Source organism: Salinicola sp. MH3R3-1, assembly GCF_001937155.1.
GTDB classification, from domain to species: Bacteria; Pseudomonadota; Gammaproteobacteria; order Pseudomonadales; family Halomonadaceae; genus Salinicola; species Salinicola halophyticus.
Window position 1 is genome coordinate 25,355 of the sequence record NZ_MSDP01000010.1, and the last position, 15,271, is coordinate 40,625.

12 protein-coding genes are annotated in these 15,271 nt (G+C 61.3%); 3 read left to right on the forward strand and 9 right to left on the reverse strand.

All coding sequences use genetic code 11. The features are described from left to right. Positions 1-84: 84 nt before the first annotated feature. Positions 85-1,002 (reverse strand): 5-dehydro-4-deoxyglucarate dehydratase, encoded by a 918-nt coding sequence (gene kdgD / locus BTW08_RS07295; RefSeq protein WP_075561866.1) that lies wholly within the window; start codon positions 1,000-1,002, stop codon positions 85-87. A gap of 305 nt (positions 1,003-1,307) precedes the next feature. Between kdgD and BTW08_RS07300 the strand changes: the two genes are divergently transcribed. Continuing rightward, positions 1,308-2,792, forward strand: coding sequence for an amidase (locus BTW08_RS07300; RefSeq protein ID WP_075561867.1), 1,485 nt, complete (start codon positions 1,308-1,310; stop codon positions 2,790-2,792). An 11-nt stretch (positions 2,793-2,803) separates the two neighbouring features. Here BTW08_RS07300 and BTW08_RS07305 read toward each other — a convergent pair whose 3' ends face one another. The 7 genes from BTW08_RS07305 to BTW08_RS07335 all read right to left on the reverse strand — a co-directional run bounded on the left by BTW08_RS07305 (position 2,804) and on the right by BTW08_RS07335 (position 12,413). Next, on the reverse strand, positions 2,804-4,564 hold the full coding sequence (locus BTW08_RS07305; protein ID WP_075561868.1) for a peptidase M14: 1,761 nt from the start codon (positions 4,562-4,564) through the stop codon (positions 2,804-2,806). Further along, the gene (locus BTW08_RS07310) at positions 4,561-5,409 is read right to left on the reverse strand and encodes an ABC transporter permease (RefSeq protein WP_075561869.1); all 849 of its coding nucleotides are present in this window, start codon (positions 5,407-5,409) and stop codon (positions 4,561-4,563) included. The genes BTW08_RS07305 and BTW08_RS07310 overlap by 4 nt, the downstream gene beginning before the upstream one ends. A 3-nt stretch (positions 5,410-5,412) precedes the next feature. Continuing rightward, a complete protein-coding gene (locus tag BTW08_RS07315; protein WP_075561870.1) occupies positions 5,413-6,336 on the reverse strand; it encodes an ABC transporter permease in 924 nt (307 codons plus the stop codon). A gap of 63 nt (positions 6,337-6,399) precedes the next feature. Further along, complete coding sequence (locus BTW08_RS07320; protein ID WP_246837671.1) at positions 6,400-7,785, reverse strand: ABC transporter substrate-binding protein; 1,386 nt, start codon at positions 7,783-7,785, stop codon at positions 6,400-6,402. A 209-nt stretch (positions 7,786-7,994) separates the two neighbouring features. Then, complete coding sequence (locus tag BTW08_RS07325) at positions 7,995-9,833, reverse strand: ABC transporter ATP-binding protein (RefSeq protein ID WP_075561871.1); 1,839 nt, start codon at positions 9,831-9,833, stop codon at positions 7,995-7,997. A 375-nt stretch (positions 9,834-10,208) separates the two neighbouring features. Then, positions 10,209-11,510: an SLC13 family permease gene (locus BTW08_RS07330; protein WP_075561872.1), complete on the reverse strand. Its 1,302-nt coding sequence runs from the start codon at positions 11,508-11,510 to the stop codon at positions 10,209-10,211. A 69-nt stretch (positions 11,511-11,579) separates the two neighbouring features. Further along, positions 11,580-12,413 carry an amidohydrolase family protein gene (locus tag BTW08_RS07335; RefSeq protein WP_075561873.1) on the reverse strand — a complete coding sequence of 278 codons (834 nt, stop codon included), beginning with the start codon at positions 12,411-12,413 and terminating at the stop codon, positions 11,580-11,582. Positions 12,414-12,632: 219 nt separating this feature from the next. On the opposite strand from BTW08_RS07335, the gene BTW08_RS07340 reads away from it, so the two are divergent. Together BTW08_RS07340 and sbmA are read left to right on the forward strand one after the other, a co-directional pair. Next, the gene (locus BTW08_RS07340; RefSeq protein ID WP_110693910.1) at positions 12,633-13,352 is read left to right on the forward strand and encodes a GntR family transcriptional regulator; all 720 of its coding nucleotides are present in this window, start codon (positions 12,633-12,635) and stop codon (positions 13,350-13,352) included. 138 nt (positions 13,353-13,490) lie between these two features. Beyond that, positions 13,491-14,732: a peptide antibiotic transporter SbmA gene (gene sbmA, locus BTW08_RS07345; RefSeq protein WP_075561939.1), complete on the forward strand. Its 1,242-nt coding sequence runs from the start codon at positions 13,491-13,493 to the stop codon at positions 14,730-14,732. Here the strand turns inward: sbmA and BTW08_RS07350 are convergent. Continuing rightward, complete coding sequence (locus BTW08_RS07350) at positions 14,729-15,175, reverse strand: universal stress protein (protein ID WP_075561875.1); 447 nt, start codon at positions 15,173-15,175, stop codon at positions 14,729-14,731. The genes sbmA and BTW08_RS07350 overlap by 4 nt on opposite strands. Between the last annotated feature and the right edge of the window lie 96 nt (positions 15,176-15,271).

The following is a 15,271-nucleotide window of genomic DNA, read 5'->3' on the forward strand; positions in this document are numbered from 1 at the left end:
CGAAGTGGCGTCGGCGTACATCCCGCCAGCGTGCAGGGCGGCCAAAAAGCCGCCCCAGGATTGGAATAGCCGGGAAGGCCGGTTTTATAGCGCGCCGGCTTTTTCGATCAGTTGCTTGAGCGTCGCTCGCTCTTTCTCGCTGGGCATGGTCAGCGGGGCGCGCACATCGCCTGCCGGATAACCCACCAGATCAGCACCGGCCTTGATCAGGCTGACGGCATAGCCTTTCTGGGTATCGCGCAGGGTGACGAACGGCACGAAGAATTCACGCATCGCCTGACGAATGAACTCGCTGTTACCCTTTCGCAGTTCCTGATAGAACTTCACCGCCATCTCGGGCACGAAGTTGAACACGGCAGAAGAGTAGGTGCTGACACCAATCGCCAGGTAGGCTTCGGCGATGATCTCGGCCGTGGGTACACCGCCGACGTAGGCGAGGCGGTCGCCCAGCGTCTTGATGATGATATTGAGCGCCTGCATGTCGCCCTTGCCGTCCTTCAGACCGACCAGGTTAGGGCAGCGGTCGGCCAGGGCCTGGACCGCATCGACGTTGAGATAGCCGTTGGCGCGATTGTAGTAGATCACGCTGAGATCGGTGGAATCGCAGACGCTGGCGGCGTACTCGACGATGCCGGACTGCGGACATTCGGTGAGATACGGCGGCATCAGCAGAATGCCGTCGGCGCCGGCTTCCTGAGCGGCCTGGCAATGCGCCTTGGCGAGCTCGGCGCTCTGACCGGCGCTGGCGATGATCGGCACGTGGCCACCGATGGTCTCCACGGCGACTTTGACGATTTCGCGATACTCTTCGATCGTCATGTTGAAAAATTCGCCGGTACCGCCAGCCACGAAGAGAGCGGAGACCTCGTACTCCTTCAGCCACAGCAGACGGCGACGATAGCTCTCGACGTCGAACTTGCCGTTGGCGTCAAAATCGGTCACCGGAAACGACAGCAGACCGTCGGTAATGGAGGCTACAACCGCTTGTTTGGAAAAGTTCACCTAGAGTCCCTCGTCGTGGATTAACGTCAATCTGCCATGCAATCGCTCGACCGCCTGATCTACTGGACAGGCAGGAAAAGGCCGGCATTCTGTCAGCCATGTTGTCATACATCATACTGGAGATGCCGTTAGACCTTAGCCGCATTTCGTGTCACGACCGGCCCAAGACCCTGACACTTCTTATGATGGCCGTCTGCCGGGCCGCGGTGAGCCGAACGCGGGCTAGCCCGAAAACCGCAGTGGCGTGCCGACGACGCTACTGCGGTATGCTAATCGACACTCTCTTTTTTGCCGGGACCCTGCCGATGTCCAACGCTTCCGACCGCACTTCCGCTCGGCCACCACTGACCGAGATCGTGACCTGGAACGCCACTACGCTGTCGCAGCGCATCCATGATCGATCGGTCTCCTGCCGCGAGGTGATGAGCGCCTATCTCGACCATATCGACGCCGTGAACCCCGTCGTCAACGCCATGGTCTCCCGCCGCGAACGTCCGCCGCTGCTCGACGAGGCCGACGGCGCCGATCGCGAGCTCGCCGCCGGCCAGTCGCGTGGCTGGATGCACGGCTTCCCCCAGGCGATCAAGGATCTCTCCGACGTTAGGGGTCTGCCGACCGTTCAGGGTTCGCCGCTGCTCGTCGGTCAGATTGCCAGCCAGGACAGCCTGATGGTCGAGCGCATGCGCGCGGCCGGCGCGATCATCATCGGCAAGACCAATACGCCGGAATTCGGCCTGGGTTCGCAATCCTACAATCCGGTATTCGGTGCCACCCGTAACCCCTTCGACCTTTCGCGAACCGCCGGCGGGTCCAGCGGTGGCGCGGCGGCGGCGCTCGCCATGCGAATGCTGCCGGTCGCCGACGGCAGCGACATGATGGGCTCATTGCGAAACCCCGCGGCGTTCAATCACGTGATCGGCTTTCGCCCTTCGTTCGGTCGGGTGCCAGATCTCGCCGCCGATCCGTTCGGTCAGCAACTTGCCACCAACGGTCCGATGGGCCGGACCGTCGAAGACGTGGCGCGGCTGCTCGACACGCAATCCGGTTTCGATTCGCGCGTACCGCTGTCGCTGGGAGAACCGCTGTTTCCCGAGGGCAGCGATATTGCTGGCGCACTCGAACGCGACGTTCGCGGTGTGAAGATCGGCTGGCTGGGCGCCTGGCAAGGCCATCTGTCCATGGAATCCGGCGTTCTCGCTCTGTGCGAAGCGGCGCTGGCGCACTTCGGCCGACTTGGCTGCGATGTGGAGGAAGTCGATCTGCCCTTCGCCCCCGAGACGCTGTGGGAGAGCTGGACCAAGCTGCGCCACTGGGCCGTCGCCGGCAACCTGGGCGCGCACTACGCCAACCCCGACAGCCGCGCCCGGCTGAAACCCGAAGCCCGGTGGGAAGTCGAACGCGGCTTGCGGCTCTCGGCGCAGGACATTCACGCTGCCAACGTGCAGCGTGGCGAGGCCTACCGCGCCTGGAGCGCCCTGTTCGAGCGCTTCGACTATCTCGCCATGCCCAGCGCCCAGGTCTTTCCCTTCGACGTGGAGACACACTGGCCCCGCGACATCGCCGGGCACCCGATGGACAGCTACCATCGCTGGATGGAAGTGGTGGTTCCCGCCTCGATGCTCGGGGCGCCGACGATCAGCCTGCCGGCGGGACGCAACGACGCAGGCCTACCGATGGGCTTCCAGCTGATCGGCAGGCCCCGCAACGACTGGGGCGTGCTGCAGCTGGCACGCGCCTTCGAACAGGCCAGTGGCGATCTGGCGATACTGCCGCCCACGCTTGGCATGTAATCGGGCCCGGCTCAGGAGGCCAGAAGCTCATCGGGAAGCGCCTGCAGCGCATCGTAAGCCGCCAGCACCGACGCCCGCTGAGCTGCCACGCCAGCCTGAAAGGCGGGCCCGTAGATCGTTTCGTCGGGATATTCGGTGATCAACGTCATCGGCACCCGGTGACGATCGTCTTCCGAGATCAGACACGGAAAGCCGTTGATCATTTCAAAGCCGGTGTCACCGGCATGTCTCTCGAACAGCGCGATCTGACGGTCGTTGAACGCGCGCAGGTCCGGCACTTCGTTCAGCGCCAGCGTGACCGCCTCGATCAGCGCCCGTGACGCGTCGGCCCAGCCAGGCGTATGTCGCAACACCAGAAAGAACCCCTTAGGCAGTGTCCACATCTCGAATCCACGTGGAATGTACCCCGACAGCGGCCGTGTCCATTCATGTGCCGGGTAGCCGTGCAGATTGATATGCAACAAGGCGTTGGTCAGTCGCTCGGCCTCGACGCGGATTGCCTTCTCGTGAAGCGCTTCGCCTTCCCGGTACTCCAGATCATCGCCCAGCGCGGTATAGCGCGCGGCGTGATGCATGTGTCGGGAGTTATCGGCGATCAGGCGCTGATGCAACGCATAACCATCCGGGTTCTCCAGCGGGCAGAGCGTGAAATGCGCCCCGTCTCGTGCCGCGAGAACCGCCGCCGCCTGCAGCGTGCCCGCAGGCGAACTGGTTTCGTTGGCGTGCTGACCCGCCGAGATGATCATGGCGCGATCGCTCCCTGCGAGATAGCGCCCTTCGAGCCGGCGCCCGGCCACGGACATCGCGTGGAACCCGCTACCGCCAAGCGTCGCCAACTCCTCGCCGATCTGGACCTGAGACAACGGACGCGTGACGGCGGCCAACGGCTCGCGGTGAAACGAGATCGACTCGCGATCGTAGGGTCGGGTTTCCACCTTGACGGCGTACGCCGTCCCGAACCGGATCTCCGGCACGATCTGCCCCGGCTGAAGATGACGATCGCCCAGCGGTCGTCCGGACCGCCGCTGGAAGACTTCCAGCAGCGAGAAATAGAACTCCTCGTGCAGGGCTTCCCGCAGCGACAACGCTTCGTCGGCGTAGCCGAGAGGCTCATCGGCGATCGGCAGCGTTACGCTGATGTTGAGCTCCTCGAAAAAGGGCTCCTCGAGATAGAGCTCCTCGAGATAGCGCTCCCCGCTCCCATTCCGCGTTTCCCATTCAGCCTCGCGGATGGCCGTCATCGCCTCGGCGAAGAGCTGCTCGTAGACGGTCGTCAGATGGCTCGCGGCACCCTCGACGATCTGCCAGCCACAGGGTGACAGCGCCGCCTCGTCGGCGAAATCGCGGTGGGGTCGATTGGGCGCCAGCACTCTCAGGGTCTCGTCGCGGCCATCGGCGTAGCGTAGTCGCAGGCGATAAATCGGGACGGCGTCGCTGATCTCGCCGGCCTCGAATTGAAAATCGATGCCGGGGTAGAGCGCCGACAGCGGATAGCTCTCCAGCAGGAAACGAGAGGACTTGGCCCCCGGGTGGCGGGGATAGACGATCTCGACGCTGGTCAGGCCTTCGGTCGCGATCTCCTCGCGGAAGGCGCAGACCAGCGGCTTGTAGGCCGAGCGACAGCGTGCCGCGATGCCTCGGCTCGCCAGCGCGGCCTCGGCCGCCCGCCGAGTCTCGCGGTCATCGAACGTCCAGGTTTCCAGTCTTCGCCCGGTGAATTCGGCAACGAGCCGATCGAGCGTGGCGGGGTAGTGTTTTTCGAACAGGATCAACGGTTGGTCCTCCCCGTCGGGTCGAGCAGATCTCGCAACCAGTCACCCAGCAGATTGAGGCCGAGCACGGTGCACAGGATGGCAAGGCCCGGGAAGACCGAGATCCACCAGGCGGTCTGCAGGTAGGTACGGCCTTCGGCAAGCATACCGCCCCAGGAGGGTATCGTTGGATCGACACCCAAGCCCAGAAACGTCAGAGAACTCTCGAGCAGAATGTTGTTGGCAACGTTCAAGGTCATCAGCACGACCACCGGTCCCATCAGATTGGGCAGGATATGGCGCAGGATGATGGCACCGTTCTTCACGCCGATGGCTCTTGCCGACAGAATGAATTCACGCTCCCGCAGTGTAAGCACCGAACCCCGGACGAGCCTTGCGTACTGCACCCACTGACTGACGATCAGCAGAATGATCGTGTTGGTCAAAGAGCCGCCGAGGATGGCGACAAAGGTGATGGCAAGCAGAATGAACGGTAACGCGAGCTGGATATCGGCACAGCGCATCACGATCACATCCCAGATTCCACGGTAGTAACCCGAGACAAGCCCCATCACTACGCCAAACACCACCGACCCGATCACCGAGAAGAAGCCGACCTTCAAGGAAACCCAGCCACCGACGGCGACTCGCGCCAGCACGTCACGCCCCAGCGCATCGGTGCCGAAAAGATGCGCAGCATTCTGGAACGGCATCACCAGCCGCGAGGAGAGACTGATCTGCCCGGGGGGCGCAAACAGCCACGCGGAGAAGACGACACAGAAGACGACCCCGCCCAACAGCAGAAAGCCGAGCACGAACTCCAGCGACGCGAAGCGGTGCAAGCGAGGTGGCGCAGCAAAAGCCATGATTTATTTCGTCCGAATTCGAGGGTCGACAATGCCGTAGGCGATATCGACGAGAAGATTGATGCCGACGATCAGCAACGCCAGGATCATGATCACCGACTGCAATACCGGATAGTCGCGGGCCGCGACCGCGTCGAAGGCCAGCGTGCCCATGCCCGGCCAGTTGAAAACTCTCTCGATCACCACGATCCCACCCAGCAGACCACCGAACTGCAGGCCGAAATAGGTAATCAAGGGGATCGCGCAATTGCGCAGGGCATGCTTGTAGAGCACCTTTCGCTCCGACAGCCCTTTGGCGCGTGCCACCATAATGTACTGTGAGTTCAACGTATCGAGCATCGTAGTCCGCACCAGCCGCACGTTGGTCGCGGTTAGAATCACGCCCATCGTTACGGCGGGCATGATGAAGCTCGCAAAGCCGGACATGCCGGAAGGCGGCAACCATTTCAAGGTGATCGAGAACAGCAGCACCAGCATTGTCGCCAGCCAGAAATTGGGGAAACTCAGGCCCAGCAGCGAAAAGATGCGGATCAGTTGGTCACTGCCACGCCCCCGCGCCACGGCAGCGCGGATACCCAACGGAATCGAGACGGCGATCGAGACGAACATCGAGGCGAATGCCAGCGACAGCGTCGCGGGCAGCGCCTTGTCGACCAGCAGATTGACGGGGGTACCGCCGACGAAGCTGTTACCGAGATCCCAGGTGACCAGTCCGCGCAGCGAATCGAGGTATTGAACGAGAAACGGCTGATTGAGCCCAAGCCCTTCACGGATCCTGTCGAGGTCTGCCTGGGTGATGTTGGTCGCACCTTGGGCGATCATCAGCGCGGGATCCCCCGTCATTCGGATCGCCACCGCCACGATCAAGCTCACCGCAATCACGACGAAGATCGCCTGCGCGAAGCGCTTTACGATAAATCCAGTCACATCCCAGCCTCCGTCGAATGAAGAGAGCCTCGCCTTCGTGGAAAGCGAGGCACGAAAAGCGCCTTATTCGACTTCGACGTCATTGAGTCGCATACGATTGTCCGGCGCCGGCACGAAGTGTTTCACGCGTTTATTGACGCCATAGATCGCATTGAGGCTGTAAAGCGGCAGCTCCAGTGCCCGGTCCGCAGCATAGTGAGCGATCTGCTGCAGAATCCGTTCGCGCTCCTTGGGATCAGTCAGCGAGCGTTGGCTCTCCAGCAACTCGTCCATCTTCGGATCGCTATCGTAGGGATTCCATTTCTGACCGCTGTGATACATCGCATAGGCGGTATTGTCGAAATCGAAAGTCCAGCCGCCCCATGACTGCTGGAACATGGCGCCAGTCTTGCCTTGGGGAATGATGTCGTTGAGCAGCGTATTGGTCTCGACCGGATGGATCGAGGCGGTGATCCCGACCATCGACAGATAAGCGGCAACCGCCTGGGTCACCTCGGCGAAGGTGGCGTCGTTGCCACGGATATCGATCTGCACCTGCGCCCCCGGCTTGACCCCGGCCTCCTCGAGCAGCTGCTTGGCCTTGTCGGGATCATAGGGCAGCGGCTGCATCTCCGGGTCGAAGCCGAAGGAGCGCTCACCCTGGAACGAGGCGATGACCTGCGCTTGACCACCGAGTATCCCGTCGACGATGGATTTACGGTCGACCGCCATGATCAGAGCCTTGCGCACACGCTCATCGGCGGTAATGCCGTCGGCAGTATTGAAACGCAGCGCATAGACGGTTGGCCCTGAAGTCGTGATCAGATCGAGATTGTCGTCGTCTTCGATGGTCGGGATCATTGCGATCGGGATGGTCGGCGGGATGACGATATCGACGCCACCCGACTGCAGCTCGGCCACGGCGGTCGAGGGCTCGGAGATGAAGCGATAATCCAGCTCGGATAGCTTGGGACCATCGCCCCAGAATCCATCGTAGGCCTTCAACTTGATATCCACCTTCGGCTCGTAGGAAACGAACTGGAATGGACCGGTGCCGACAGGGTGGGTGTTGAAGTACTTCTCGCCATGCTCCTTGATATATTGCGGCGGCACGATCATCGCGCCATAGCCCGCGAGCTTGGTCAGCAGTACCGGATCAGGCGCCTTGAGATGGAAGTCGACGGTATTGTCATCGATGATCTCGACGTTCTCGATCGCGGTATAGTTCGACTGTTGCGGCCCCTTGGCTCCCTCCTCCCCCAGCAGACGATCGAAGGTGAACTTGACGGCCTCGGCATTGAACGGCTCGCCGTCATGGAACGTCACCCCTTCGCGCAGCTTGAAGCGAATGCGCATGCCATCGTCCAGAACGTTCCAGCTGGTAGCCAGTGCAGGCACCAGTTTCATATCCGGCCCCCGGTAAGTCAGACCGTCGAACAGATTGGTACCGACGGAAGCCCAGTTAACCAAGAACGTATCTACAGGGTCCCAGGAGCCCGGGTCCTGCGGGGATGAGACCGTCAATGTGCCGTCCGCGAAGACCGGCGAGGCAAGAGCGCCGCTGACGAGCAGAAGGCCTAAGGCCGACACAGTGACTGTCTTGAAGGACATCGTTGGCGACATCGAGATATCTCCCTTGCTGGATTGGTGTTGTTTTTGCTGTCGAACACGCTCTTCTTTCAAACGCGTTCCTGCGCGATGAAATGGCCATTGGCGATTTCACGTAACGGGTTTAGCGCTGGCGGAGCACCCACCGGATGAATCGACGAGGGGATTTCGCCGGTCAGCGCCACACGCTGACGTCGAGCCGACGGATCCGCCAGCGGAACGGCGGAAAGCAGACGCTGGGTGTAAGGATGTGCCGTACGTTCGAATACGTCGGCCCGCTTGCCGATCTCCATGATCTGGCCCAGATAGAGTACAGCGACCCGATGACTCATCTTCTCGACGACCGCCATGTCGTGGCTGATAAAGAGATACGCCAGTCCCTCTTCTCGCTGCAGATCCATGAACAGATTGATCACCTGGGCCTGAACCGAGACATCGAGCGCCGACAGTGCCTCGTCGGCGATGATCAGACGAGGCCTGGAAGCCAGGGCGCGCGCAATACAGACCCGTTGACGCTGGCCTCCCGAAAACTCATGCGGGTAACGGCTCGCCATATCCGCAGACAAGCCGACCCGCTCCAAGAGCTCGCCGACACGGCGACGAGTCGGAGTGCCGCGATCGAGCAGACCATGGGTGAGAATTGGCTCGGCGATGGAGTCACCGACCGTGCGTCTCGGATCGAGGGAAGCGAACGGATCCTGGAAAATGTATTGCACCTCGCGACGCAGACGCTGGCGCTCGGCGAGCTTCATCTTCGACATCGGCTTGCCATCGAACCAGACTTCACCGTTGGCCGACTCCTGCAACTGCTGGATCGTGCGTCCGATCGTGGACTTGCCCGAACCACTCTCACCCACCAACGCCAGCGTCTCACCGGGATAGATCTCGAAACCGACTTGGGAGACGGCGAAATTACGATGGGTGGTACGCCCCCAAAAGCTCTTCTTCACGTCGAATTGAATCGACAGATCCTCTACACGCAGCAATGGCGGCACCGTGTAGTCGGCCGTGTCTTGCTGTCGATCGTCACCCTCTTGTACCAGTTCGCCATTCCGCAGCACGGTCAGCGGTGTCCGCCTGGGATGCGTGAAGCCCTGCATCGCCCCCAGCTTGGGCACGGCAGACAGCAGCATTCGCGTATAGGGGTGCCTGGGGCGGGTGAATATCTCCTCGACCGGCCCCGCTTCGACTTTCTCGCCCTGCCACATCACGACGACATCGTCGGCCATCTCGGCGACGACGCCCATGTCATGGGTAATGAAGATCATGGCCATGCCGAGTTCGGCCTGCAGATCCTTCATGATATTGAGGATCTCCGCCTGGACGGTGACGTCCAACGCCGTGGTCGGCTCGTCGGCGATCAACAACTTCGGCCGGCAGGCCAGTGCCATCGCGATCATCACGCGCTGACGCATGCCACCCGAAAGCTGATGGGGATAGCGCGCAAGCAGAGCTCTCGCATCCGGCAGGCGAACCAACGCCAGCAGACGCTCGGCTTCGACCATGGCTTCGGCGCGCGAGCGTTTCTCATGGAGAATCAACACTTCGCAGAGCTGATCGCCGATGGTAAATACCGGATTGAGCGAGGTCATCGGTTCCTGGAAGATCATGGCGATCTCCTTGCCACGAATCCGACGCATCGCTTCCTGGTCGCACTTCAGTAGATCGATGCCTTCGCCAGCCCCCGATGAGAACAGAATACGTCCGCTGGGGAAGCTGGCGCCCGCCATATCGGCAAGCCGCATGATCGACATCGACATCACCGATTTTCCCGAGCCGCTCTCGCCCACGACTGCCGTCGTTCGACCCGGGAACACGTCGAACGACAAGCCTTTGACCACGGAAGCAGTGCCAAAGCTGACACTCAACTCGTCGATCCGAAGGATCGGAGGCAATTCCTGCTTATTCATGGCATCCCTGAAAGTCGAGGTCTCTCACCCAGCCTGGTTGACGAACAACCGGCCGAAGTTTTGGTAGTTGGGTCTGTCGCGAGGGCGTGAAAGCGAAGGCTGGGAGAGAAAGGCGAGCGGAGACGAACGGTTTCCGACTCGGGTAACCGAATATCCGAGGAGAACTTTTTCTCGAGTTCTGACATGGACGCTGCCTGGTTGTTGTTATCGAGCTGTTATCGAGCGGTGCTCCGCCTAGCCACACAATATCCAAAAATTAGCGCCAAATTGCCAACACTGTCTCTCCATCTCATCTTGGTCTCACAGGAGCGCGCATCGTCGCGCGATGGAAAGGGAGCGCAAAGCGCTCACTTTACGCTCCCTCACCCACCCCGTTCAGAACACGAACGTCAGCAGCAAATTGAACACCAGCGCAGCGATGAAACCCAGCGGCGCGGCGCGGAACAGCAGCTTGGGCAGGAGCCCTGAACGCGCTTCGTCCGTCGGGCAGGAGCCGAGAATCAGGCTGCCACCGGAGGAGAACGGCGAGATCGAGGTGGCCTGCGCGCCGACCACGATGGCGATGAAGATGATCATCGGATCGATCGATAGCGTGCCGGCCAGCGACGGCACCAGCGGGAACAGCGCCGGCGTGACCACGCCCAGGGTGCTGGCGAACAGCGACATGAACGCGGCCACGATGCCGAACGCGACCGGAATCAGCGCCGGCGGAATATTGGTCCCGATCCAGGAGCCGAGCAGATCGATGGTGCCGGCCTTGATCGCCACCGAGATCAGCATGCCGACGCCGCAGATCATGATGATCGTGCCCCACGGCAGCGAGGCGATGGCCTTACGCTCGTCGCCCAGTTTCATCAGCAGCGCGATGACCGAGAACACGCTGGCGATCAGGCCGATATCCACCTTGGAATTGACGAACGTCACGGCGGTGTTGTCGGGCAGAATCAGGCTGGCGATGGGCGGCAGCAGCACGGTGGCCATCATCACCAGGGTCAGAATCAGGGTGGAACGCTGGTCAGGACTCAGCGGGCTGGGACGTTCGACATGCGCCAGCGAGACCATCGCCGTACCGCGCTTGCGACTGAACAGAATAAGGCCGGCGAGGACAACGATCGGCACGATCATGGTGCTGGCGAAGATGCCAAAACTGTTGATGAAAGCCTGATTGTCGGAGATGCCCGAATTGGTCATCAACGTGCGGAAGATGATGCCGCTCTGGCTGGAAACGAAGTTGGCGCCTGCCAGCGCGCCGTAGTTGACCGCCATGGCACCGACGATCAGGTTCAACCCGGTGCGGCTGCACAGCAGCAGCGTGATCGGCGCCATGAACGCCAGCACGGTGTAATAGCCGGCACCGAGTGCGGAGATCACCACCGCGGCCAGGAAGATGGCGAACGGCAGCAGATGCGGGAAATGGCGGCAGCGATACATCAGATGTTCGGCCAGCTTCTCCAGCGTGCCGTTGACGATCGCGAAACTGTAGAACAGGCACACCGAGAAGATGATGAAGAATATCTTCAGCGGCCACATCGCGATCACTTCCTTAGGACTCAGACCCAGCCCGAAGCAACCGATCAGGTAGGCGAAGGCGATCGCGAACAGCCCGATATTGATCCGGGTGCGATACCCCAGAATGATGGATACGACGATCGCCCCCACCACCAATAGACTCATCATAAGTCGGTTCCCCTTTTCTGCTTGTCGTGCGCACTCGTTATGCGTGCTCGTTCTCTGACCTATCGGCGCTCAGCTCGCGAGCTCGATCTTGAACAGCCTGGCCGGGTTCTCCACCAGAACCTGCCGACGCTCGTCGGCGTTCGGCAGCAGCGTCTGCATCAGCGCGAACTGGGCGTCGTAATCGGTCCGGTCCTCGAATCGCGTATGCGGCCAGTCGCTGCCCCACAGCAGTCGCTCGCTATGGCCATAGGCATCGCGTAGACGTTCGATCGACCTCGATGCCTGGGCCGGGTTCGAGCGGCTGCGATACGTTGCCGACAGTTTGACCCAGACATCCTCGCTCGAAAGCAGGGATAGCAGCGCTTGATGGTTCGAATTGACCGGATCGATCTCTCCCGCGGGCAAACCGAAATGATCGATCACCACCGCCACGCCGGCTTTCAGAATCTGAGGCACGATCCGGGCCAGATCGTCCATCCCGCGCTGGATTTCCACCGACCATCCCCGGCTCGCCAGTTTGGCGAATAGCGCTTGCCACGGTGCGCTACGATAATCATCCAGGGGCTGACCGATCAGATTGAGCCGGATGCCGACGACCCCCGCCTCGGCCAGCTCGTCGAGTACGTCATCGCTCACGTCGCGCTCCACCACGGCGGTGCCGCGCAGACGCTGAGGGAAGCCGCGTAGTGCAGCCAGCATGTGGCTATTGTCGGTGCCCAGAAAACTGGGCTGTACCAGCACGCCATGGGAGAGGCCGCAGCGATCGAGATGCTCGAGGTATTGCTCGAGAGTCGCGTCGTAATCCGGGCTATAGCGGCGATCCCCGGCCAGCTTCAGGCCCTGATGGAAGATGTGCGCGTGAGTGTCGACGCCGGTCAATCCGGCGTGGGGGAGTTGCGTCATGGACGGCCTTTTCTGATTGGCATGAACACCTCGCGGCGAGCGATACGCTCTATCTTGGCAAAGAACCGCCCCAAAAGAACTATTCATATAGTCGTATAGATACATCGATCATACACGCTTTGGTCGTACGCTTAACTCCGTACGACTAAAGATGAGAAGTTTGGTGATACAGTTGTTTGAAATAACATGGAGGGAACATTCATGAAGGGAATCAGCTCCATGACAGACGAACGTCTGCCGCTCTATCAGCGACTGCGTGACGATATGCTGGCGAAGATCGCCGCCGGAGAATGGACACCTGGCGGCGCGATACCCACCGAAGCCGAGCTGACCAAGCATTACGGGGTTGCCGTCGGCACGCTGAGGAAGGCTGTGGACACCCTGGTCCAGGATGGATTGATGAAGCGCAGCCAGGGGCGAGGCACGTTCATCCTGCGGCCCAACTTCGAAGGTTCGCTATTCCGCTTCTTCCGGCAGGTCGATGCCAGGGGCGATCGCCGAGTTCCCGAGAGCCGGATTCTCGATCGCCAGCTGGAATCACCCGCTCAGGACATCGCGAATGCGCTGGGGCTGGAGCGATCGGAGAAGGTCATTCGGCTGGAGAGAGTCCGGCAGTTCGACGGAGCGCCCCTCTACCACGAGGATATCTGGCTGCCGGCGGCGCGTTTCGAGGCCTTGATCGAGATCGAGATCGACGATTTCGGCAATCTGCTCTACCCATTCTACGAATCACGGTGTGGTCAGCTGATCGGCTCGGCGCGGGAAACGCTGAGCGTCGAAACCGCCACCCCCGATATCGCCAGGATCCTCGATCTCGAGTCCGGCGAACCCGTAGTGCTGATCGAGCGACTGGCACTCGGCTACGACCGCACACCGCTGGAATACCGACGCTCACGGGGCGCCGCCAGCACCTTCCGTTATCAGGTCGATATTTCCTGAACCACCATGATGGATAGCTATTCCATCGACGGCGTCGAGCGTAAGGGAACGTAACCGACGGTTCGAGGTCGATGAGAGGTCGGGATGGCGGCGGGATCACGCCATCCCGATCTTCATCCCAGCCGCAGGGCCGTCACCGTGTTCCGATCGTTCTTTCCCAAGCCGTCGCTTTTTTTCTCCAGCGCCCTGATCTGGGCGCTGATTGCCGCCATTGTGTGGGAAACCGGCGCCAGCGCCTGGGGTGCCGCCATCGGCCTGCCGCCTCTGGCGACAGACGCCTCGCTGCCGGTCGGTGTCTCCCGCTTCTGGTCGTCCTCGTTTTTGTGGTTCTACGTCTACTACGCGCTTTGCGTGGGGCTATTCGCCACGCTGTGGTATCGACTCTGCCCTCATCGCTGGCAGCACTGGTCGATACTGGGTAGCGCCCTGATCGTTTTCCTGACCTATTTCTCGGTCCAGACCAGCGTTGCCATCAATGCCTGGTATGGCCCCTTCTGGGACATGGTCCAGCAAGCGCTCGCCGGGGGCAGCGCCGTGACCGCACTGGATCTCTATCGAGAAATGCTGACCTTCGCGGGGATCGCCTTCGTTGCAGTGACTGTCGGCGTGTTCAACCTGTTTTTCGTCAGCCACTATATCTTTCGCTGGCGCACGGCGATGAACGACTACTACATGGCCCACTGGCCGCAGCTTCGGCACGTGGAAGGCGCGGCCCAGCGCGTGCAGGAAGACACCATGCGCTTTTCCACCACGCTGGAGGGGCTAGGGGTCAACCTGCTCAAGGCGGTGCTGACCCTGATTGCCTTTTTGCCGCTGCTGGTGACGATGTCATCCCATATCACCCAACTGCCACTGATCGGCCATGTCTCCAACGCTCTGGTCTGGGCAGCGATCGTCTGGTCGGTTTTCGGCACGCTGTTTCTGGCACTGGTGGGAATCAAGCTGCCAGGGCTCGAGTTTCGCAATCAGCGCGTCGAGGCGGCCTATCGCAAGGAGCTGGTCTACGGCGAGGACGACGCGTCACGCGCCGAGCCGGCCACCATGAGTCAGCTCTTCTCGCGGGTGCGTCGCAACTATTTCCGGCTTTACTGGCACTACGCCTACTTCAATATTGCCCGTATCTTCTACCTGCAGGCGGACACGCTCTTCGCCTTCGTCGTGCTGACGCCGTCGATCGTCGCCGGCAAGCTGACGCTGGGCCTGTTGCAACAGGTACTCAACGTCTTCGGTCAGGTACGCGAATCGTTCCAGTATCTGGTCAATTCCTGGTCGACGATCATCGAGCTGCTGTCGATCGTCAAACGGCTACGGACTTTCGAGTCGGTGATCGACGACCACGAAACGATTCACGTCAGCTCGGTAGCAGGAGACAGCGACTAATCCGGAATGTGCAGCGTGATCACCGGACAGGGAGCAATATGCGACACCTTGTGCGACACGCTGCCGACCATCAGGCTCTTGAGATTGCTCTGGCCGCGACTGCCCATGACGATCATGTCGACGCCAAGATTGGTCGCCAGCTGCACGATGACGTGCGCCGGTCGCCCTTCCTCGACGTGATAGGTCACTTCGTCGGAACCGCCACTGACGGCCCGCCAGGCTTCCGCGAGCAGGCGCTCGCCCGTCAGACGCCCCTTCTCCGGCGTGTAGTCGGCCGGTGATGCACCGACCATGGCGCCCAGCGCATCCGTGGCGACCGGTATCTCGGGAACATGCAGCAGGTGAATCCAGGCCTGGGTCGCCTGCTGGACCAGCACAGCGTGTGCCAGGGCCTTGCGCGCGCTGGCGGAGCCGTCGATGGGTACCAGTATCTGCTGAGTCATGATTGCCACCCCTCCGTCGATGATTCGATGCGCGCTGATCGCTGTCGCATCGCCGCTACCTGACTTCAGCGTAGCCGATCTCGGCGGGGGGTGGTG

Excerpts from the sequence above, each read along its gene's own strand:
- BTW08_RS07300 (WP_075561867.1), top strand. The coding sequence starts at position 1,308 with ATGTCCAACGCTTCCGACCGCACTTCCGCTCGGCCACCACTGACCGAG.
- BTW08_RS07310 (WP_075561869.1), bottom strand. The coding sequence starts at position 5,409 with ATGGCTTTTGCTGCGCCACCTCGCTTGCACCGCTTCGCGTCGCTGGAG.
- BTW08_RS07325 (WP_075561871.1), bottom strand. The coding sequence starts at position 9,833 with ATGAATAAGCAGGAATTGCCTCCGATCCTTCGGATCGACGAGTTGAGT.
- BTW08_RS07330 (WP_075561872.1), bottom strand. The coding sequence starts at position 11,510 with ATGATGAGTCTATTGGTGGTGGGGGCGATCGTCGTATCCATCATTCTG.
- BTW08_RS07335 (WP_075561873.1), bottom strand. The coding sequence starts at position 12,413 with ATGACGCAACTCCCCCACGCCGGATTGACCGGCGTCGACACTCACGCG.
- BTW08_RS07340 (WP_110693910.1), top strand. The coding sequence starts at position 12,633 with ATGACAGACGAACGTCTGCCGCTCTATCAGCGACTGCGTGACGATATG.
- BTW08_RS07350 (WP_075561875.1), bottom strand. The coding sequence starts at position 15,175 with ATGACTCAGCAGATACTGGTACCCATCGACGGCTCCGCCAGCGCGCGC.